The 22,093-nt window shown below is 40.0% G+C and carries 16 protein-coding genes, 1 pseudogene and 2 riboswitches; of the genes and pseudogenes, 12 read left to right on the top strand and 5 right to left on the bottom strand.

Translation table 11 applies throughout. The annotated features are described in order from the left end of the window. Positions 1–130 precede the first annotated feature (130 nt). Positions 131–1,126 carry an HD-GYP domain-containing protein gene (locus LGQ02_RS19140; protein WP_226515876.1) on the bottom strand — a complete coding sequence of 332 codons (996 nt, stop codon included), beginning with the start codon at positions 1,124–1,126 and terminating at the stop codon, positions 131–133. 288 nt (positions 1,127–1,414) lie between these two features. On the opposite strand from LGQ02_RS19140, the gene LGQ02_RS19135 reads away from it, so the two are divergent. The 8 genes and pseudogenes from LGQ02_RS19135 to LGQ02_RS19100 all read left to right on the top strand — a co-directional run. Continuing rightward, positions 1,415–2,212, top strand: a complete 798-nt coding sequence (locus LGQ02_RS19135; RefSeq protein ID WP_226515875.1) for an HAD family hydrolase — start codon at positions 1,415–1,417, stop codon at positions 2,210–2,212. A gap of 466 nt (positions 2,213–2,678) precedes the next feature. Further along, the gene (locus LGQ02_RS21545; protein ID WP_404802369.1) at positions 2,679–2,816 is read left to right on the top strand and encodes a sigma-70 RNA polymerase sigma factor region 4 domain-containing protein; all 138 of its coding nucleotides are present in this window, start codon (positions 2,679–2,681) and stop codon (positions 2,814–2,816) included. A 313-nt stretch (positions 2,817–3,129) separates the two neighbouring features. After that, positions 3,130–3,291: a hypothetical protein gene (locus tag LGQ02_RS19125; RefSeq protein WP_226515874.1), complete on the top strand. Its 162-nt coding sequence runs from the start codon at positions 3,130–3,132 to the stop codon at positions 3,289–3,291. Positions 3,292–3,683: 392 nt separating this feature from the next. Beyond that, on the top strand, positions 3,684–4,040 hold the full coding sequence (locus LGQ02_RS19120) for a response regulator (RefSeq protein WP_226515873.1): 357 nt from the start codon (positions 3,684–3,686) through the stop codon (positions 4,038–4,040). Between the two features lie 698 nt (positions 4,041–4,738). Continuing rightward, the gene (locus LGQ02_RS19115) at positions 4,739–5,221 is read left to right on the top strand and encodes a chemotaxis protein CheX (protein WP_226515872.1); all 483 of its coding nucleotides are present in this window, start codon (positions 4,739–4,741) and stop codon (positions 5,219–5,221) included. Between the two features lie 67 nt (positions 5,222–5,288). Continuing rightward, positions 5,289–5,609, top strand: a complete 321-nt coding sequence (locus tag LGQ02_RS19110) for a hypothetical protein (RefSeq protein ID WP_226515871.1) — start codon at positions 5,289–5,291, stop codon at positions 5,607–5,609. Positions 5,610–6,316: 707 nt separating this feature from the next. Then, positions 6,317–6,401, top strand: a riboswitch (cyclic di-GMP riboswitch). A 196-nt stretch (positions 6,402–6,597) separates the two neighbouring features. Continuing rightward, on the top strand, positions 6,598–6,879 hold the full coding sequence (locus LGQ02_RS19105; RefSeq protein WP_226515870.1) for a hypothetical protein: 282 nt from the start codon (positions 6,598–6,600) through the stop codon (positions 6,877–6,879). Beyond that, positions 6,843–7,394 (top strand): annotated as a pseudogene (locus LGQ02_RS19100) (methyl-accepting chemotaxis protein); the annotation flags it as partial. The gene LGQ02_RS19105 and the pseudogene LGQ02_RS19100, both read left to right, overlap by 37 nt. Before the next feature lie 257 nt (positions 7,395–7,651). Here LGQ02_RS19100 and LGQ02_RS19095 read toward each other — a convergent pair. Beyond that, positions 7,652–8,752, bottom strand: coding sequence for a hypothetical protein (locus tag LGQ02_RS19095; protein ID WP_226515869.1), 1,101 nt, complete (start codon positions 8,750–8,752; stop codon positions 7,652–7,654). A gap of 61 nt (positions 8,753–8,813) precedes the next feature. Then, entirely contained in the window at positions 8,814–9,881 is a 1,068-nt protein-coding gene (locus LGQ02_RS19090; RefSeq protein WP_226515868.1) for a hypothetical protein, read from the bottom strand. A gap of 559 nt (positions 9,882–10,440) precedes the next feature. On the opposite strand from LGQ02_RS19090, the gene LGQ02_RS19085 reads away from it, so the two are divergent. After that, complete coding sequence (locus LGQ02_RS19085; RefSeq protein WP_404802435.1) at positions 10,441–16,344, top strand: pullulanase; 5,904 nt, start codon at positions 10,441–10,443, stop codon at positions 16,342–16,344. 156 nt (positions 16,345–16,500) lie between these two features. On the opposite strand, the gene LGQ02_RS19080 is transcribed toward LGQ02_RS19085, so the two are convergent. After that, complete coding sequence (locus tag LGQ02_RS19080) at positions 16,501–17,793, bottom strand: NCS2 family permease (protein ID WP_226515866.1); 1,293 nt, start codon at positions 17,791–17,793, stop codon at positions 16,501–16,503. A 112-nt stretch (positions 17,794–17,905) separates the two neighbouring features. Then, positions 17,906–18,007, bottom strand: a riboswitch (purine riboswitch). A gap of 149 nt (positions 18,008–18,156) precedes the next feature. Then, a complete protein-coding gene (locus tag LGQ02_RS19075) occupies positions 18,157–19,383 on the bottom strand; it encodes an S-layer homology domain-containing protein (protein ID WP_226515865.1) in 1,227 nt (408 codons plus the stop codon). A 191-nt stretch (positions 19,384–19,574) separates the two neighbouring features. Between LGQ02_RS19075 and LGQ02_RS19070 the strand changes: the two genes are divergently transcribed. From LGQ02_RS19070 to LGQ02_RS19060, 3 genes are all read left to right on the top strand, one after another. Beyond that, positions 19,575–20,678 (top strand): NAD(P)/FAD-dependent oxidoreductase, encoded by a 1,104-nt coding sequence (locus LGQ02_RS19070; RefSeq protein WP_226515864.1) that lies wholly within the window; start codon positions 19,575–19,577, stop codon positions 20,676–20,678. A gap of 154 nt (positions 20,679–20,832) precedes the next feature. Next, positions 20,833–21,213 (top strand): CidA/LrgA family protein, encoded by a 381-nt coding sequence (locus LGQ02_RS19065; protein ID WP_226515863.1) that lies wholly within the window; start codon positions 20,833–20,835, stop codon positions 21,211–21,213. Further along, on the top strand, positions 21,204–21,857 hold the full coding sequence (locus LGQ02_RS19060; RefSeq protein ID WP_226515862.1) for an LrgB family protein: 654 nt from the start codon (positions 21,204–21,206) through the stop codon (positions 21,855–21,857). The genes LGQ02_RS19065 and LGQ02_RS19060 overlap by 10 nt, the downstream gene beginning before the upstream one ends. Positions 21,858–22,093 lie beyond the last annotated feature (236 nt).

The raw sequence follows: 22,093 nt of genomic DNA, 5'->3' as shown, positions 1-22,093 counted from the left end.
GAAACAATCAAGCATTGTTTCTTACCTTTTTTTATTATCCATTAGGCGTAAAGGTGCTTTATTTCAATTTTAAAAATATAAATCACGAACCTTAAACAACTTTCCCTACCATTAGACAACGATTCTACCACTACTTGATTTCGTTCGTTTCTTCTGGTAGTACTTTTTCGATCATGATCGTCGGTTGTTGATTTAATGATACTTCTTTTCCCACTTTATGTACCCGAACGACTGGACGATGTGGATTATCGATGACTTTCGTAACAATTCCATCCCCAATATTTAATTTCACATTCGTACCAGGAGGATAACTTATGATTCCGCGGTGAAAGGCTAAAACGATATCGTGGGTATACTTCCTATTAGAATAAGTCATAATTTTCTCGATAGCTTCGTCCGGGGATAAAGCTTCGTTAGAAATCGCATTTTCATAGTCGTTAGCAATACTACAAATTTGAGCGAATTCCAAAACATCCTTACCCTCTATCTTCCTTGGAAAGCCTTTGCCATCTAACGTTTCGTGATGTTGATACGCAACATGAGCAGAAATTAAACTAATTTCTCGGTTTGCTCGTATGATGTTAAAACCTGTTTCTGGATGTTCTTCCCGGTTATCAGTCTTTGCTTTTCCTATATCATGTAATAAACAGCCAAAGGCTAAGTCATGAAGTTGTAGGCCGTTATATCCTAACTTTTTACCGATTTGTAAAGCGAGTAATGTTACGTTTACCATATGTGCAAAAGGTTTGAGGGAAGCACTAACTGTTGTTGTTGGGATAAGTATAATTGCTTTATTTCTGCTAACCTCTTCTGTTAGTCGTTTTACTGACTTGTTTAGTTCAATCATTGGCAAAGGGTTATTTTCTTTAACGTCTTTAAATGTTTTTTCTACTACAGCAATGATGTCCATCCAAGTTGGCATATCCATCATTTCATCTAAAGAAATTCCCTTAGACTTAGCATCTTCTATAAATAGGTAACGAATCCCTAATTCTTTGAGTTTTGACAGATATTTTTCGTGTATTGTAGAACCTGCACCAAGTAATACTCTCCTTTTTTCATCTTGCACAGGTTTTGCTAGTTGCATGGTCTTTTCATTATAGTCATCAATATTGACCATTCTCATTATGGATCACCTTTTCTTTTTCTTTAGGTATATTAAGCTTGTTATTACATATGGGGTTTAATATATTAATATATTTATTTCGGGATATTCTGAGTAGTACTATAATACCACATACAAGTTCCTAGTTTAAGTGAATGAAGTAAATTTGAAAAAGGGGGATTGTAAATTATCCCTAGAATTTTCTAGCTTTTTGCGCTTCTATAAAATTAATAAATGAAACCAAACCTAACAGTAATTATATGGCACATTTGTTATAATTGAACGAAGTTCTATATAAGGAGTGTACATATGCCGAGCTATAAAATTTTATTTTTGGACATAGATGGAACGATTTTAACCCCTGATGATACGATTGAAGCATCGACGAAGGAAGCTGTTAAACAGGTGAAAGACAAAGGGGTAGACGTCTTTCTTGCAACTGGGCGTCCTCTCCATGAAATTCAGGAGATTGGAGAAGAACTAAACATCGAGTCATTTATTGGCTATAACGGAGCTTACGCAGTACATAGAGGAAAAGATGTATTTTTGGAACCGATGGAAGCGGAGACGATTCAATTTTTTCTCGACACCGCAAAACAAAAAGGACATGAAGCTGTCATGTATACAAACGGTAAGAATCTTTTTACGAACGGTGATTCGAAGCTGACGAAGGAATTTATCAAGACGTTTCATTTAAAACAGAATGAGCCGTTTGATGCAAAGTATATCGATGACATTTTAGGAGTGACTTTACTGAACGTAGGTAAAAACGAGCCTTCCTTGTATGAAAAAGAGGGGAGTATCCATTTATCAACGGTCAATGTTGCAGGTGTAAAAGACCATGCATATGATGTCATTCGTGATCATGTTAATAAAGGGATCGCGGTTCAACAAGTGTTGGACTTGCTTGGCATAGACAAGAGTGAGGCGATTGCTTTCGGTGATGGCATGAATGATAAAGAAATGCTTTCACTCGTTGGGGAAGGCTTTGCGATGGGGAACGCACACCCTGATTTACATGAGTTTGCGAATCGCCAAACAACGGACGTCACGGATTCAGGAGTTTATAACGGGTTGAAGGCTCTAGGAGTTGTTAGGGTAGACTAAAAAGTGGAGAAGGAATTAAAGCTGGAATTTCAACTTGATAGGAATTCTAGCTTTTTTGCATTATGTACTGAGACGGTACTTGTGCAATTAAGATGGAATGCTCGCGGAATAGAAGAGGATACTAGCAGCTAAGGTTGAGTTACTGGCAACTCGGCTCGCAGGTGCAGGTATTAGCAGTTTAGCTGAGAATACAAGCAACTTTGGAGGGAATACAAGCAACTTGGGTGCGATACGATCAACTTAACATGAAGAAATTTTCACTTTATATTTCGTATTTCCAGTCGTATAAAGAGACTTGATTTATAACTTGTGTTGAGAGCTTCACTACCTCACTATGGACTTATTTCATAGTGGGATATTTTTTTATTTCAATAATTATTTTTAACGAAACGTCAATTTTTCTATTGAAAAAAACCTTTAATGAGCCCAGCTGACACAACGGGAACGGACGTGTGCGAAAAAAGCCTTGATACACGGATATAAACCAAAGGAAATCGCTGAAAGGTACGGCCTCAGCGTCCACGCTGTAAAGCAATGGCGCAGACAAGTACTGATCAAACTGAAGCGGGAGGTGCCAGTCACTTCCCGAGATTTGTCGAACTAGGATGCAAGAGGGGGGAGGTTTAGGATACGAAGTAAGTTTGGACGGGATACTGGCAACTTTGGAGTGAATACGATCAACTTTCATGCAAATACAATCAACTTTCATGCAAATACAATCAACTTTCATGCAAATACAATCAACTTTCATGCAAATACAAGCAACTCGATTGGAAATACAAGCAACTCGATTGGAAATACAAGCAACCCTCAGAATACAATATTATATTTTCGAATAGAGGTTTAATATGCTAGAAATCCGAGGGCCGGTTACCAAAGAAGAGCTGTTATGTTAACGGGGGATCGACTTAGCGGTCGTGTTTGATCAAATGATCTATTGGTCAGGTTATGCTGCTGACCTTGACCTATGGATCGAAGAGCAGAAAAAAAGGAGAAGTAGAAACGTTAATTTAACACCGACTGACGGTTGGTTTTGTAAGACAGCAGATAATTGGTTTGTCTCCGAAAGAAATGAATGAGCTTTAAATAGATTAATAGAAGCGGGATGGCTTGAGCATAGGGGGAATCCTCGATATGAGAAGATATGGTGGTTGCTTTTGTGTTTATTAAAATCCAGTTGTTTGTTGGGGGACATTGGGTGCTTTCAAACACTTACAATATCTTTTATAGGTAATAGAATTTCACATAAAAAAACGTGCTGAGGTATTTGTTTACGGTAGCCTGTTAATAAAATAATGTTTTTGATATCCGCCCAAATAGATAGAATTTTCAGTCTAATTCGTGTATAATGGAATAGTAAAAAAGTTACATAAATAGAAGCTTAATAAGTCTAACAACCTATCCTTACTCTACATCGATTAGTGATTTGAAAGTACTAGAAAGTTATTAACATATTGAAAGGGTGATCTAATTGGCAAAAGTATTAGTAACTGATGATGCAGCCTTTATGAGAATGCATTTAAAAAATATTTTAAAGAAAATCGGACATGAGGTCGTTGGTGAAGCTGAAGATGGTCAGGAAGCTATTGAAAAGTACCGAGAATTGCAACCTGATTTAGTTACGATGGATATTACAATGCCAATTATGAATGGAATAGAAGCGATAAAAATAATTAAAAATGAAGATCCTAATGCAACTGTTATCATATGTTCAGCAATGGGGCAACAACAGATGGTTGTCGAGTCGATACAGGCTGGGGCTAAGGATTTTATCATCAAGCCGTTTTCGGATGAACGGGTTGAAGAGGCTATACAAAAGGTATTATAGGTAAAAAGTCAGGCGTAACTTTGTTGGCTTAGGTTCATCAACATCCCAATTCACTAGATACTTTTGAATACGTTTTCTCACAATGAGATATCAAAGTGCTATACATGCCCTTGAGGCGTTAATGAATTCATATGGTCACAGAGTAAATATTCTAAACAGTAGTTACACTTATTTAAGTGTAGGAGTAGCGTTAAACAATACACATTTACCACTTTTTTTACATATAAACACAATTCTCTAGAGTATGATTGTGTGAAAAACACCTGGACATTAGTACAGGTGTTTTTTTGTAGCAAATGATGTACTGATTTTTATCAGGGTGGTAGTCCTTAGAGTTACTTCGATTTAATTTGATAATATTCGTTCAACAATTAATCTAACTCTTTAATAGTCCCGTCTTTACCATTGATGTATTAATGAAAAAATTGCTGCCATCGCTTCTTGTTAAAACAAACATAAAGAATATTATGAAACACTTTTGTAGAAAAGTAGCATTGATGGTTATAAATACCTATGGTAAGATTTTTCTCGGCATATAAGTAGTTCTATATGACCATGCGCAAAGCATTAGATATATAAGAAGGAGTCACTCAAATATTTTACTTCTAAAAATGACATGACATTGGTCGATGGTGTAGTTATTACAAGTGACAAAGAAGTAATTTAGAAGGGTGAATGAAAAAAGGACGGTGGGGTAAGTGATCGAAACAATTGTGAAAAATAAGTATGATGATTCATTAAAAGAAAGTATAGATGGGATGGTGCAGAGTGTAAAAGATGTCATTCCAATTCAGGTAGAGGTAAATGAACCAACATTAACTGAAAAACCTTATTACCTACGTGAGATAGGGGTTCTTATAGGTATTACTGGTGATTTAAATGGCCAAGTCCTAATTGAGGGTGAGACATCGACATTCGGCTTAATTGCTCAAGGGATGTTCGGCTCAATAATTGAGGGAGAAATGCTAGAATCATTTATTGCTGAACTTGGCAACATGATTTCAGGTAATATGGCAACAAGTATATCTTTAAGAGACATTAGACTTGATATTTCACCACCAGCTGTAATCTCAGGTAATTCAAAATTTACAGCATTTAATCATGCTGTCAAGATTCCGATTAATGTTACAAGTGATGAAACAATCAACATCATTATGATGATGAAAAGGGAAGCATCATAATCTCAAATAGGAAAATCGCAGAATCATTGGGCATTTAGAAAAACAAAAGTGGAGTAGGGGATTAGTTATGAAATATATAACGATAGGATTTATGGTTCTCTTATGTTTAGGAGTATGGGGGTTATTTTTTTGGCTAATTTTTGGAAGTAATAATTCTAGTGAAACAGCGGTTATTAATGAAGTACATCAAGAGAAAACTTCAAGTACAGAGCGATTCATTTTAGATGAAGAAGTAAAAAAAGAAGACATCGAAAACGTTCAGGTGCAAGCAGAGGGTACAACTGAACCCAATATTCAATCTGTTCATCCATTAGAAGATAATCCGTTTATAAGTATAGGTGAAGGTGTTTCAATTTATGAATTACTAGATCAGTTGGAAAGTGAATAAGCTCCTGCTGCAAGAAGTCATAAGTTTGAACGAATCAGATTGGCCACTACTCTATGTATTATGAAATAAAGACCTACAAGAATTTTTGATAAGAAGAAAAATGACCGAAGTGACGGTTCTAAGGTTTACTTGTCAACACTTTTATACAAAATTAACGCGTGTTATCTATGCTGCGAAGGTGCTTAAGCATATTCGTGGCTTTCTTTGAGAGTAAAAAGTATAAAATTTCTCACTCTCGCTAGGTGTCTAGCTCCAGGCGCCATCGGCTCGAGGTCACTTCGCCCAGTCAATTGAAGTCTAAGAAGATCGACTTCTTCTTGCCGGCTATTCCAAAGAACGTTTCATCACGAGTAAGCTTCGAATTGCCTCGACGGATAGGACATCCTAATGCCGCGCATGCCACAGGACGTGGCGTATTGCGCGGTGGACGGATAAACTACAAAGCAGCGCTAGTAGAGAAAGAGGCAGTGCTTGTCGCCGATAGGCGGTCGCCTTGCGCTTTTCTTATATACTGCAGTTCAAATCTTCTCCCCTCTCATGACATCAAAATGCCTATACTTTACAAGGGGATGTCCTATATAAATGAGAGGAATTGTAAGGTGTCAGAATTTATTAAATTCTCCTTGAAAAATATGTCGAAATAGATAGAAATTTAGCGCGAGGATATGTATAATGAAGTAGTCAAAAAGTTTCAAATAGGTAATGTTTAACGATAATAGCAAACTTATTGAAAGATAAGGACGCAAAGCTACGAGCCTAAGGTGGAAGCACTATGGCAGTCGGGTTGCCGAAAAAACAAAAAAGATGGGTACTTTCTGTGTATCGATCTTTTTTTATGTTTATAGACCTATTGTCACGAGTCAATTATCTATTTTTTGTCTGAACTTCAGCTGATTTGATTGAAATGGGGGAGAACGACAATAGACAAGAACGATTTCGTTCAAAGATTTAGACGAGGAAGTACTAGAATATTGGAGGGGAAAATAAAATGGAGAAAAAAAGAGGGATAGGAAAGTTAAATGGAAGGAACGTCAGGCTTAATTTACAAGCGAAATTAACGATCATGATCGTCATTCTGATTTTTGTAATTACATCACTAAGTGCAACTGCCTCCGAGATTGCACAACATTATATTCAGAATGTGTTAGCGGTAAATATCGTCACAACCGGGGTTAGCATTCTATTAGGAGCACTAGGCGCATATGTCATTATTCGCTTTATTCTAAAAAAACAATTATTAATGGGATTGCTGAACAAACAAATTTATTAGCATTAAATGCTTCGATTGAAGCTGCAAGGGCTGGAGAGAATGGAAAAGGTTTTGCTGTCGTAGCTGATGAGGTAAGGAAGCTTGCAACACAGTCTAAAGATTCAACTGAACAAATTCAGGAATTAATTAGTGAGATTCAAAATGGCATCGAAGAAATTGTTGATGATACGAAAGTAAGTGGTCATGAGATTGATGGAATGGTAGAAGAAGTCGAGCATACCGAAAAGGCAATTCGAGATATTAATCAATCAACAGGTTCTATTAAGGAACAAACAGCTGAAATAACCGAAACGATCAAAGAACTTACTGAAAGTAGTGAACAGGTGAATGGATCGATTAATAACACTTCCGCTGTTGTAGAAGAATCACGAGCAAGTACAGAAGAAATTGCTGCTTCGACAGATCAACAAACCTCAGCAATGAACGACCTTACAAATATGAGTACAGAATTGCAGGATTTATCTACTCAATTGGATCAACTCGTTAAGAAATTTAAAGTAACAAATCGTACGTAATAAATGATCTTACAACAATTAGTTATAAAACCCAACAATGTTAGTATTCTGAACTTTGAAGGAAAAGATAAATATCTTTGAAGAATACTAAGGGAGATATTTACTGCTCATACATATAAAATGATTAAACTCACTATGGGACAACATCATAGTGAGTTTTTTATGCCACATAACCTCTAGAGCTAGGTGTTATGTTTATGATCTAAAAATCTTTCCATGAATAAGTTACGATAATTCGTCGAGAGAAAACACCTATTTTATTCTTCTCCATCCCGTACTCTTTGCAAATATCGATCGTCATCTTCCATATAGGACACTGACTTAGAGTCATAGGTCGGATCGTATGTCTCGTATTCTCCTGTTGCAATTTTTCTTTCGTGCTCTTGTTGGCCTAGGTCCATTAACATTCCTAATTCACTAGACACTTTTGGATACGGTTTAACACCGTTATTTTCGTGTGTGTCAGGTTTAGTCTCTTGTATTTCCCAATCTCGCACTCTCAACTCTCTCCAATCTTCTCGTTGGGGAGGGACGCAGAGATTGACTTTTTCTGCCGCTTTATGAAGACTAATATTGCTTAATACTATTTCAGTATAATAGTATTTTGTTTTTACAGCGTCTAAAGCTTGTAGATATTTGGATGACTTCTTTTTATACATCATACTAAGTGATGGGTCTGAATCATCAATCCCGAACTTGCGCTTAACATCATTTTTTTCCTTCAATATATCTTGTGGATTTCGGTCTCGAACGAGCTCATATCCACCAATATAAACGACATTTTCATATTCTCCATCAAATGGAAATAACGAATCGAATAAGTGATGGTATATAGGAGTAAAAACGTTGTCTTTGGCATTCTTCGTATTTTTTAATGCAAAACGATTGTTACTTCTCGATAAAATCATCGGCTGGTAAGCAGAAAATCGAATACTAGTCATCGGAACCTTCATTTTAACAATGGTCGGTATGTTGGATTGATTCTGTAGCTGTTCGGAAATGTCTTTCGTATCTAAATACTGCCCGTCGATGACATTGATCTTTTGGTTGAGAAAATAAGGAGTTGCCTCCTTAATAAAGTGTAATTTTATACTTAAGTAAGGATAATCCTCATAAAACTCATCTTTTCGATGAAAAACGGTTTCGGTTCGATACTGAACGTCTGTAATATAGCATTCATATTTAGTAGACTCATCAGCTAGCATACTGCTCACTTCTTCGTTCAAAGTGGTTATATAATAACCCTTCAAATGATAAACCTTGATCTGTTGATTCTCATCTTTTATGAGCACAACTCTATCATTCTCTTCTACGTGTTTTTCTGTGCTGACTGTCATTGTAAAGTTTGATAAAAACATCTCTTCACCTCTATTGTGGGAGGTGCCAGGCACTTCCCGGATTTTGTCGAAACGGCCACCCCTATCTAACATGACTAATCTCTGTTTCTAGCTTTCGAAGTTCATCAAGGCGTCGCTCTCTATATTGTTGATGGAAGGTGTTCCATGTGCTTTTATCAAAGACGCCGTCATCTACATATTGATAAATCGATTGTAAATAAAATTGGCTCTGTGTGATGTACTCATGGAACTGATTTTCTAGTGTCAGTAATGCTGGATTGTCGCTATAGAGGTGATGTACCTGTTCTAAAATGAATTCGACAATATTAAGCCCTTCGTCAATAATGATTGTTTCTTGATAGTCTTGAAGTTTGGGTTGGTTATCTAAAAACGAATCAACCGTTGTTTCATATTGAGCGATCTTATTTTCAAGTTGGTCCTTGATGTTTGTAATTCTCTGTATGTATTCGTGATCAACGGAATCTAGGTCTAGAGCGTCATCCGTATTTTTACCAAAATCACTAGTTGTTTCTTCTTCCTCTACTTCTATCGCTGCAAAAACTCTTATATCAATGCCGTCAAAACGAAGGCGGTAGTTTACATCGGTACTGCTCATACGTTCACTTTTATACAATTCTTTAAAAGATTGATAAGAGTGTCTTGCATGATAGCTTTCTGGACCTTCTAAAATTTTTGCGAGTAACTCAAACATTTCTTCCATATCGGTCATGTGAAAAGTATCATATCCATCTCCCTGTAACATTGCAGCATAACTGGAAATCGTCGAATAACCTAAATAAATACCGGGACGGACTTGAAATTTTTTCATTTCTAATAAATCAGGGTAAGCGAGCTCATCGTCTGAAACGAGTGGGACATCATATTCTGGAGCGAGAAAATTATAGATTCGCCAAAACTCTTCTGTCGTTAACCCGTTTGAACGATCAATTTCTTCTTCTTTCATCCAAGAGGATAAATCAGAGGAGTGATTCGGTTGAGCAGCAGAGGCGCTTGATATTTCGTCTTTTTCAACCAACTCTATCGATTGCCCTGTAAAGGTCAAATACATATATATCCCCATCGATATTAAGATGATGATAAAAAATGTCATCATCAATGACACACCAATAACATGTGAAGCTTTCATCATATACACCTCCTTTGTGGAAGCGTGGGGACGGTTCTTGTGCTTCCTTCGTACTATCTCAGATAAAATCATAAAACTAGTATATATTGACTAGAGTGATAGTGCCAGTCACTTCCTGAGATTTGTCGAACTTGTTAATTAAAGCATTTAAGTGTATTGGGCCTTGAAACTATTTATAAGGGGGATTTTATATTAGTGTCAAAATTAAACTTAGGTACTATAAAACCAAAAAGTTAGACAGGCGCTACTAGTACTTCTTAACTAAATTGAATTTTCTGATATATTTAATTGATTTATAAACTTACTGAATATAAAATAAATATCAAAGAAAGCGTTTGCACAAAGACTGAAATCTACTATTTTTGTCAAACGTGCTTTTTTTTACCCTTTGTGCAATCGTTTGCGCATGAAGGTTTTATAAGTAAGCTTGGTCCATGATTGCACATGAAAAGCCAAAGGAGGGGGTTGTGCCACTTTAGTTTTTACTAGTTTTAACAATAAAAACGAAAGGGAGGAAAAGGCGTTGTATAGTAGGAAAACGAAACGACGTTCAGCTTTATTTATGATTGTTGTCATGCTGCTTAGTTTATTCCCATCTACCTTATCGGTTAGTCAAGTTAGTGCGGAGGAGGAACTGACCAACGATCAAGACCAACGTGAGGTCCGCTTAACGTATGAACGGGACGATGCGGATTATGAAAACTGGGATGTCTGGGTTTGGAACACAGGTGTGCAAGACGACAATATTGATTTTACGGAGTTTGAAGACGGTTTAGCTACGGCTTACATTGATGTTGCTTCTACAACAGAAGAAATTGGTTTTATTATTCGTAAAGGGGACTGGGAGGATCGCGAACCGAATAGTCAAGAAATTGATCGCTACATTCAAGTGAACCAACAAGATCCTTTAACGAAAGTGCATGTAACAGAAGGAGAAGAGGATTTTCATCTTGTACCGGGAATTTCAAAGCCTGAAGTATCAGGGGGAACGGCTACATTTTTTTACAGAGATCAAGATCTTTATTTAGCTGACGAGATGGATGCGATTGATAGCGTTGAGCTGCAAGTTGATGGCGAAACGATTGCGATGGAATATGAGGAAATGAATGAGCGATTCGTCTACGAATATGCTGATTTTCCTGAAGGGACTTACGAATACTCGTTCCTTGTGACAAAAGATGGTGAAACAGTTGAGGTGACAGACCCTTATTATGAGGAGTCGACGATTGAAAATCATCAAGTCGAGATAGCGGTGACGGGTGAGGTGGAACCGGCAGCGATTGATTATAATGAAAACGCGGTTTTAACACTAGATATTGAAAATGAATTCGACGCTGGCATTCGTAGCATGTATGCTGATGTTTCAGCGCTGGGTGGTTCTGAACAGCTAGCAATTGATCCAGAACTTGAAGAAATTACGATTTCAGTGGCGCACGACGTAACGGCTGGGGTGAAAGAAATCCCGCTAACAGTCGTTGATGAATTTGGAAACACGCATCATGGCGTGACAGAAATTGAAGTGAAAACTCGTCAATTCGTTGGTGATGACGACTTTGATTGGGATGAAGCACTTATTTACTTTCTGTTGACAGATCGCTTTTTTGACGGAGATGAGTCGAATAACGATCCGTATGACATGGATTATGAGCAATATGATGAAAATCTGCGTGGTACATACCAAGGCGGGGACTTTAAAGGGATCACCGAGAGGCTTGATTACTTAGATGATTTAGGAATTAACACGATTTGGATTAGCCCGATTGTCGAAAACATTCGTCATGACGTGAGGTTCAATGCGGATGATGAACACCCTAGTGATCACCCGTATTTCGGTTATCACGGCTATTGGGCGTTAAACTTTGAGGAGCTCAATCCTCATTTTGGGACGATGGAAGATTTCCATGAGCTCATCGATGAAGCGGCCGATCGTGGTATGAAAATTATGGTTGATGTTGTGTTGAATCATACAGGGTATGGTTTGAAAGAAATTGATGGTGAAATTCCAGAGGAAGAACAACCACCAGGTTTTCCAACGGATGAAGAACGAGCGTTTTTCAGTGACATGCTTCGTCAAGGGGATGATGTTGGTCATGATGAAGTGACAGGCGAGCTAGCAGGGCTTCCTGATTTTATCACCGAAGATCCAGAAGTTCGTGAACAAATTATCGATTGGCAGACAAGTTGGATCGAAAAATCACGTACGGAAAAAGGCAATACAATTGATTACTTCCGTGTTGATACGGTCAAACATGTGGAAGACACGACATGGATGGCGTTTAAAAATGCGTTAACGAGAGAAATGCCTGAATTTAAAATGATTGGTGAGTCATGGGGCGCAGGACAGAGTGATGACCATGGTTACTTGGGTACTGGTATGATGGACTCGTTACTTGATTTTGAGTTTAAATATACGGCACGAGACTTTGTGACTGGTAGTCTTGAACGTGCAAATAGTCGCCTTGAAACAAGAAACAGTCAGCTTGATAACACAGTGACTCTTGGGCAGTTTTTAGGAAGTCATGATGAGGAAGGCTTTTTAGAGAGAGTCGACGGTGATTTCGGAAAACTGATGACTGCGGCTTCTTTACAAATGACTGCGAAAGGCCAGCCTGTCATTTATTACGGTGAAGAACTTGGCTTAAGTGGGGCGGACAATTACCCATATTATGATAATCGTTATGACATGGCATGGGACAAAGTCGAGGATAATGACATTCTCGAACACTATCAAAACGTTTTATCCTTTAGAGGAGATTATTCTGAAGTTTTCGCAAGAGGAGATCGTTCGAAAGTTGCAGGATCTGACGAAGAGGAGTTCTTGTTATTCGAGCGAAGCTATAACGACGAGAGTGTGTATGTTGGATTAAATGTCGCTGAAGAGACTCAAGAAGTCACATTAACGGTTGATTCAGAAGACGTTACGGTGACCGATTATTATAGCGGTGTGACATATGACGCATCCGAAGAACGTGAATTGACGCTGACAATCCCTGCAATGGCAGATGGCGGAACCGTGCTACTCTCTGCCACTGGTGGTGAGATTGTTGGTGAAGGTGATATTTCTGATAACATGTTACGCGTTCATTATGAGCGTGAGGATAATAACTTTGAAGGGCTTGGCCTATGGGTTTGGGGAGATGTCGTTGAACCGTCAGAAGATTGGCCGCACGGGGCAATCCCATTTACAGACGATCAGATGACAGACTACGGTGCCTATGTTGATGTCGCATTAATTGATGAGGCAAAAACGGTTGAAATGCTTGTAAATACCAGTGACGGTGACAACTTAACTGGAGATATTGAGGTTGACGTTACTGGCGGCGATATCGATGAAATCTGGTTGTCAGGAAGCGGCGATGTGTTTTTTGAAAAACCTATGACGGACATTCCAGAAAATACATTGCGCGTTCATTATGAAAGAGAAGACAACACCTTTGAAGGCTTTGGTCTTTGGATTTGGGAAGATGTTGCTACTCCGTCAGAGGACGTCGGAGGCTGGCCAGATGCAGCTAAGCCATTTACAGAAATGACTGACTATGGTGCTTATGTTGACGTTGAGTTGATTGATGGTGCTGAGAGAGTTGGCTTACTTGTTAATCATAGTTCCGGGGAGAACGTGACGGGCGATATTTTCGTTGACCTTCTTTCTGAAGACATGAAGGAAATTTGGTTGTCTGAAGACGGTAAGGTTTCGTTATACGAGCCGATTGACCTTTCAGAAAACACAGTACGCCTCCATTACAAAAAAGATGATGGCGCGTACGAACCTTGGGGCGTTTGGACATGGGGAGATGTTGCAGAACCAACTGAAAACTGGCCAACAGGGGCTCACCCATTCTCAAATGACCAAACGAATAAGTACGGTGCTTACGTTGACATTGAGGTAACGGAAGACGCTGATGAAATTGGATTTTTATTTGTCAATCGTGAAGATGAGGGTCAAACAGGAGACATGAGTTTTAGCGACCTAAACAACCATCAGCAAATTTTCACGCGCGAAGGAGACGAAACGGTGTACACGAATCCGTACTACGTTTTTGAAGAGGGCCTAGAGTTTGGCGAGCTTGTAAGTGAAGAGGCGATGGAACTTACTTTCACATCAACGGTTGGTTTTACTGTTGAAGAACTGACAGAAGGCTTAGAGATTGTAGATAAAAACGAGAGTGAAGTCTCAATTTACGATGTATCAAAACACGATGATGGCAAAACGGTCACGGTGGAAGGAGAATTCAGTGTTGATCAAACGCCATATGACGTTTCATTCATGGGTAGATCGATTCAAGTGATCACGAGCTGGCGATTAATCGATGAGAAGTATGGCTATGAAGGAGACCTTGGGGCAACGCTTCATGAAGACGGATCAGCGACGTTAAAACTTTGGTCGCCAAGTGCTGACAACGTGTCAGTTATTTTATACGACCGCGACGATCAGTATGAAGTTGTTACAGATGAGGTTGATATGACCTTAGGTGATCGTGGCGTTTGGGAAGTCACGTTAAATGAAGGGAATACCGGTGTTTCTGACCTCACAGGTTTTTACTATCATTACGAAATCGAGCGTGACGGTGACAAGGTGCTTGCCTTAGATCCATATGCGAAATCAATGGCAACATGGGATAGTGGCAATGTTGACGAAGTGCCGATCGGAAAAGCGGCGATTGTCGACCCTTCGGCGATTGGACCAGAACTAGATTTTGCAGAGATTGAAGGGTTTGAAAAACGAGAAGATGCGATTATTTATGAGATCCATGTTCGTGATTTTACGTCTGATCCAAGCATTGATGACGAACTAGAAGCACAGTTTGGGACATTCGCATCATTCGTTGAAAAGCTAGATTATATTGAAGATTTAGGTGTGACGCATATTCAGCTACTCCCTGTAATGAGCTATTTCTTCGCTGATGAATATAATAACGATGAAAGATTACTAGATTATTCGTCGACGCAAAACAATTACAACTGGGGTTATGACCCTCACAGTTATTTTTCACTAACGGGGATGTATTCTGAAAACCCTGATGATGCAGAAAAGCGTATTGAGGAATTTAAGCTTCTCATTGACGAGATTCATAGCCGTGGGATGGGTGTCATCTTAGATGTCGTATACAACCATACGGCTCGTGTTGAAATTTTCGAAGATTTAGAGCCAAATTATTATCACTTCATGGATGCTGATGGTACGTCAAGAACGAGTTTTGGTGGCGGACGTCTTGGTACAACGCATGAAATGGCTCGAAGAATTTTAGTCGACTCGATTATGTATTGGGTGGAAGAGTTTAAAGTCGATGGCTTCCGTTTTGATATGATGGGTGACCATGACGCAGAAAGTATTCAGATCGCTTATGACAAAGCGAAGGAGGCCAACCCGAACATCGTAATGATTGGTGAAGGGTGGAGAACGTTTGTCGGTGATGAAAACGGTGGTGACATTATGCCAGCAGACCAAGATTGGATGCAGCATACGGAAAGTGTCGGATCTTTCTCTGATGACTTCCGTAATGAGTTAAAATCTGGTTTTGGAAGTGAAGGCGAACCGCGTTTTATCACAGGTGGTGCGCGTGATATACAACGCATATATGATAACTTAACGGCAAACCCGCATAACTTTACCGCAACAAACCCAGGTGATGTTGTTCCTTATGTTGCCGCGCACGATAATTTAACGCTTCATGATGTGATTGCGCAATCGATTCAAAAGGATCCAGAGTATCATCAAGAAGAGATTCATAAACGAATTCGCCTCGGGAACACGATGGTGTTAACCGCTCAAGGAACGGCGTTTATCCATGCGGGTCAAGAGTTTGGACGAACGAAACAGTTCAGAGCGGAAACCGATGAAGCGCCGTATAAGTCGACGTATATGACAGATGAGGAAGGAAATCCATTTGAGTATCCGTATTTCATCCATGATTCGTATGATTCAACGGATGCGATTAATATGGTCGAGTGGGAAAAAGCGACAAATGAAGAGGCTTATCCAATTAATAACTTAACACGCGAATATTCAACAGGATTGATTGAGTTGCGTAGGTCGACAGATGCCTTCCGCTTAGGAACGATGGAAGAGATCGATTCGAATGTATCGATGATTGAAGCACCAGAAATAGAAGAGTGGGATTTAGTGATTGGTTATAAAGCAGAATCTACTGATGATACGGGAACGTACTATGTTTTCGTAAATGCAGATGACAAAGAGCGAACACTCACGTTAGAGGACATTGATTTGACAGAAGGAACCGTGATTGTTGATGGGAATGAAGCGGGGGTTACGGAAGTTGCGAACCCAACTGGCTTTGATATTACATCTGGTTCAATCACAATCGATGCTTTAACAGCAGTAGTCGTAAGAGTAGGTGGAGATTTCGGTCCTGGTAAAGGGAATGGAAATCCGCCGCCGCATGCAGGTGAACAAGGTCCACCACCTCACGCAGGTGAACCAGGGCGCCCACCACATTCAAGAAGGTAAGGTGCCAGGCACCTCCCGAAATATGTCGAACAAAACAAAAGGTGGGCTGCGTAATGCAGCCCACCTGTTTGTGTTTGAGAGGACCAATTAATCCCAGGTACCTGACACCTGGAAATTACTAGGGGGGAGGGGCATGTGTGAATCTGTAAAAGTTCGTTATACGATATACGCAAAATAAACGAGAAAGACGAAGGAGAGCCCGTACATAATTGGGTGGACCATCTCTCGTTTTTTTACGGCTAGCATCATGATCGGATATAAGATAAACCCGAGCGCGATACCTGTAGCGATGCTGAACGTAAGTGGCATCATAATAATTGTGACAAATGCCGGAATCGCAACTGCGTAGTCATTCCAGTTCACTAGGCGGACTTGAGAGGCCATCATGGCACCCACGATAATAAGTGCAGGAGCCGTTACATGGGCGGTAAAAGCTATTAATAATGGCGAGAAAAACAAGGCGAAAAAGAAAAAGATTGAGATGACAACGCCTGTAAATCCTGTTCGTCCTCCAGCAGCAATCCCAGCAGAAGATTCGATGAGTGATGTTGTCGTCGATGTGCCGAATACAGCCCCAGCTGTCGTTGCTGTCGAATCCGCAAACAGTGCGCGTCCAGCGTTTGGAATTTTATTATCTTTCATCAGCCCTGCCTGAGACGAGATCGCAATTAATGTTCCTGCTGTATCGAAAAAATCAATAAATAAAAACGTAAAAATAACGATGAGTAACTCAAGAGTAAAGAGGTTATGGAGTTCAGCGAACGCGGCTCCAAAAGTCGGTGTTAAACTTGGAATGCCACTTACGACTTGTGTCGGTGCATCCACGAGACCAATAGCGATACCGATCGCGGCCGTTAATACCATCCCGTAAAAAATCCCGCCTTTAAAGCCTTTCACTAAAAACACAACTGTAATGATAAAGCCAACAATCGAAAGAAGTGGTGCGCCAGTTAAACTCCCAATCCCTACAAATGTGTCTGGATTGCCGGTCACAATCTCTGCATTTTTCAGTCCGATAAAAGCGATGAAAAAACCAATACCGGCGGCCGTTGCATATTTTAAATCTTTCGGAATGACGTTAATGATTTTCTCTCGTATTTTTAGCACGGTAATTAAAATCATAATTAACCCAGATACGAATACACCGGCAAGAGCAGTCTCCCATGATATCCCCATTGTCAGTACGACGGTGTAGGTAAAAAATGAATTGACGCCAAGACTAGGAGCAAGGCCAATCGGGTAGTTGGCAAATAGCGCCATCATTAGCGTTCCAAGGATTGCAGCAAGTGCTGTCGCTGTAAAAACGGCGCCTGTATCCATCCCTGTTTCTCCTAAAATCATTGGGTTTAATGCGAGAATATATGCCATTGATAAAAATGTAGTTAAGCCAGCTACAAATTCAGTCCGATAATTTGTCCCTCGCTCCTCAAAACGGAAAAACTGCTTCACAAGAAAAACCTCCAAATTATATTAAAATAAAAAAAGCTCAGGTAAAAGTTACCTGAGCATAACGTACGAAGGAATGGAGGAATATACACAGGTGGACGAGGCCACTGCGTGATTTTCCATAAATTCCCCTCGTAGTTAAGCCATTTACGGTAGCTTAGTAGAAACTTTCAAGCCATATCCTTGAGATTATACGATGGTATATGATGTTTTTCGACAATAATATTTTCATATTCTACAAGAAGGATAGGGTGGAGTCAAGTACCAGTTTGGAAGCATGGGGACGGTTCTTGTGCTTCCTTCAAGTGCCAGGCACTTCCCGAGTTTTGTCGAACAGTGCTTAAACCGCCCCTATGATGACCATGCTCAGTAGTTTAATAGGCTGTCTTCGTCTTGGGCGATAATGATGCGGGCATGACTACCGAGCTCCTGCATAAGGTAGCGCATTTTACTTTCGGGTACAGAGACGCATCCGAGTGTTGGTGTGCTATTAGAGACGTGTAGGAAAATAGCACTTCCTTTCCCTGGAACAGGATCTTCCATGTTATAGTCGATCACAATCGCATATTTGTATTGGTCACGATATGCGATTAAGTGCTCATCATGTGGGTGAGAGGTGCTCCTCTCCTGCCATGTGTTATATTGCGGGTCATTGACATTTGATATCCAGTAGGACGTGTTTGTGATCTTCCAGTAGTCTATTTTTGTACCAGGGTTTTCTGTACCAAATGCAAACGGCATAGCGTATGAACCGGTTGGCGTTTTCCGATCCCCTTCAACTTTATTGTCGGAAACGCCGTTAGAACCGACAAAGCCTTCGACAAACATTTTTCGCTTCCATACACCATTTGTTTTCTTCCAATATTCGATGTCTGCATGACCACCACCTGTACTGACTACGGTGACAATTTGATCTGTTTCTTTCGCTGTCTTGGTTTTCGCAACGGTAGGTAAAGGTGGAGGCTGAGCAGCTTCTACTCTGAAGTCCTCATAAAGTGCTCTGGCAAGAAATAGCGCCATTTCCAAACGTGTCACGTCGTTAGAAGGTCGAAATGTATGGTCTGGATAGCCGTTTGTAATGCCTGAAGCAGCAATATTTTGGATGCTATCGTAAGCAAAGTAACCCTTATTAAGGTCGTGAAAATCTATCGTCATCCCCTCATCTCTTTTTAAATCTGGAAACGCTCTGCTAATGATTGCACTCATTTGTCCGCGGGTTAACACCTCACTTGGTTTAAACGTCCCATCAGGAAAACCTTGGATAATCCCTTGTTCTACAGCTTGCTTTATGTATCCTGAAGCATGATTTTCTTTCCTTACATCTGAAAATTCCGTTTCAGTTTGGTCACCATTTAACTGTAATGCTCTCCCGATCATTGCCGTAGCATCATCTCTTGTAACGGGATCATTTGGCTTAAATGTTCCATCTGAAAAACCCATAATAATCTCCTTCGCTATTAGAAAATTTATTTCATCCTCATATTTTTTTGGCAAGTCTGGAAAGGAACTCTCACCGAAAGCTATTTTACTAAAAGTAAACTGAACAGCTGCTACTAGGAAAACTAGAAGTATAGTGTGTTTGATTATAGACACAAAATCGCTCCTTTATGGAAAACTAATTTGTCTTCCTTTTCTACGTTTGTATCAGTATAGAATATACTTTTTGAAATATTCCCTTATGGAAAAGAGAAGTAACCTTTGTTGTATATCTTTTTAAATTTTCATAAAATTGAAGGGTAGTTAGGGAAATGATCGTAAGTTTTATCATAAATGGAGGGAATAGGATGAAGTATGTAGTCATAGGTGGGGGCATTGTTGGAGCTTGTGCAGCTTATTTTTTATCGAAAAAAGAATGTGACGTCACGTTAATCGATAAAGCGTTTGATGGGAAGGCGACATCAGCTGGAGCGGGAATCATTTGTCCATGGATTTCAACAGTGGATGACCCAGACTGGTATGCGATCGCAAGTCGTGGGGCGCTTTATTATCCAGAACTGATCGCTTCACTTAAGGAAGACGGTGAAATCGAAACAGGCTATCGTTTTACAGGGGCTTTGGCAACGAGCGAGGACCTCGCCGAGTTAAAGGAGTTAAAGGAAAAAGTTGACGAGAAAAAAGCCGTGCAATCGGAAGTAGGGGACGTTCAAATACTAGAGGCACCAGAAGCACAAAAGTTATTCCCACCACTAGATAAACACTTACATGCGTTGTACGTTTCAGGGTCTGCTAGACTTGACGGTAAGTTACTAGCAAACGCGTTAGTGGAAGGATTTAAGAAAAATGGCGGCAAGTTCTTCGAAGAAAAGGTTACGCTCTCAAAGCAAGAAGATGGCAAAATAGCGGTAGACACTTCTGAAGGGACTGTTACCGCCGACCAAGTGATTGTCGCTGGCGGAGCATGGACGAACGATTTGTTAAATCCGTTAGGGTTGAACATTAATGTGGAGGCACAACGCGGTCAAATCGCTCATTTAACTGTAGGTGAGGATACATCGAACTGGCCTGTTGTTTTGCCACAAGATAGTAGTCATTACATGGTTGCATTTGATGATAATCGAATTGCTTTTGGCGCAACACGGGAAGTCGGGAGCGGGTTTGACTATCGTTTAACTGCCGGTGGCGTTCAAGAAGTGTTAAATGAAGGACTCGGTGTGGCACCAGGTTTAGCTGATGCGACGTTGAAAGAGGTAAGAGTTGGTTTCAGACCGATGAGCCCTGACCTAAAGCCGTTATTAGGGAGAGTCCCTCAGTATAGCAATTTAATTATCGCCACGGGATTAGGTGCCTCAGGTCTGACGATGGGCCCCTACGTCGGTTCACTCGCAGCGAAACTTGCCTTAAATGAACAGATCGAACTCGATTTAGCACCATATGACCCAATGAGGTGAGAGGGGTGCCAGTCATTTCCCGGGTTATGTCGCAATTTGTCTGTGTGGGATCGTTCAAGCGAATTTCTATGACGGTCTTCGTAAAATAAATGACTTCAAGATGGATCACTATTCAATTAAGGTAGTGATTCCTTTCTTTTATGAGGTGAAAAAAATGATAGATTTTTGGAAATTAGCAAGAGGGCTGCTCTTGATTTTTGCCGTTTACATCGTTGGTATGCAAATCAATAGCCACATCCTTCCGTGGGTACCAGGCAGTATCATCGGTATGCTTCTCATGTTCACATTACTTATGATTTTTGGCGAAAAATTAAGTGTCTGGTTACAAGACGCAGCCAAACTACTAATCAAGTATATGCCTCTCTTTTTTGTACCTGTCACAGTCGGGATTATTCAGTATGAAAATTTAGCGAGTGTATTTGGTGTCTTTTTTTTCGGACTCATGATGGTAAGCTCACTACTTATGATTTTTCTTGTTAGTGTCGTACTAGATCAAGTCGAAGCGAAAAAGGAGAAGGCCGTATCATGGGATTAATTGCAACACTCATCATTTTTGCCATTGCTCAGTTTGTTTATCTTAAATATAAGCGCAATTATTTATTACCTGTTTTTACGACCACAGTGATCTTGGTTGCGATCATTCTCATGACGGATACGAATTATGAAGCGTATTACGTATCGGCGCAGTGGATTGATTGGCTGCTTGGCCCGGCGGTTGTCGCTTTAAGTTTTCCTCTCTATAAACATCGGAAAATGTTGTTTAAATATAAGAGAACCATTGTTTCGTGGGTGTTTATTGCGGCTGTTATTGGCATTGTGAGCGGGGCAGGCGTTTTAGCGCTGTTTCCGGTTGCTGATAGCTATATCGTTACGGCGATGCTAAAAAATACAACGGCACCCGTTGCGATTGAAATCGCGAATATTTACGGAGGGATTCCTGCATTAACAGCAGTCATTTGTACACTTTCTGGAATACTAGGGGCGGTCGTTGGTCCGACGATTTTCGATAAGTTTTCTGTAAAAAGCAGTCTTGCAAAAGGAATAGCGATGGGAGCGACATCGCATGCAATCGGCACGGCGAGATTAATGGAAGAAGATGATTATGCTGGTGCAATCAGTACGATCGCCTTTCTGCTCATGACGATTATTATGACAATGTTGACGCCATTGGGGGCTTGATATGGGATGTTTACTCACTGTGAAGTTGATTCATAGTGAGTATTTTTGTAAAGGGGTAGGAAAATACAAGCAACTCGGGTAAGAATACTGGCACTTCGGTGTGAATACAAGCAACTTTAGGTGGAATACAAGCAACCCGACTCAAAATACGTTCGGTTTTTATTGTATCGTACTGAAGACATAGTTTTTTGTAACTTTTACACATTTTCAAAAAAGCTTGTTCTCCTGCCTATTAT

It is taken from the genome of Bacillus shivajii, from assembly GCF_020519665.1.
Lineage (GTDB): Bacteria > Bacillota > Bacilli > Bacillales > Salisediminibacteriaceae > Bacillus_CA > Bacillus_CA shivajii.
The sequence above is the reverse complement of the archived record's forward strand: the minus strand, read 5'-3'. Positions and strand labels throughout refer to the sequence as shown.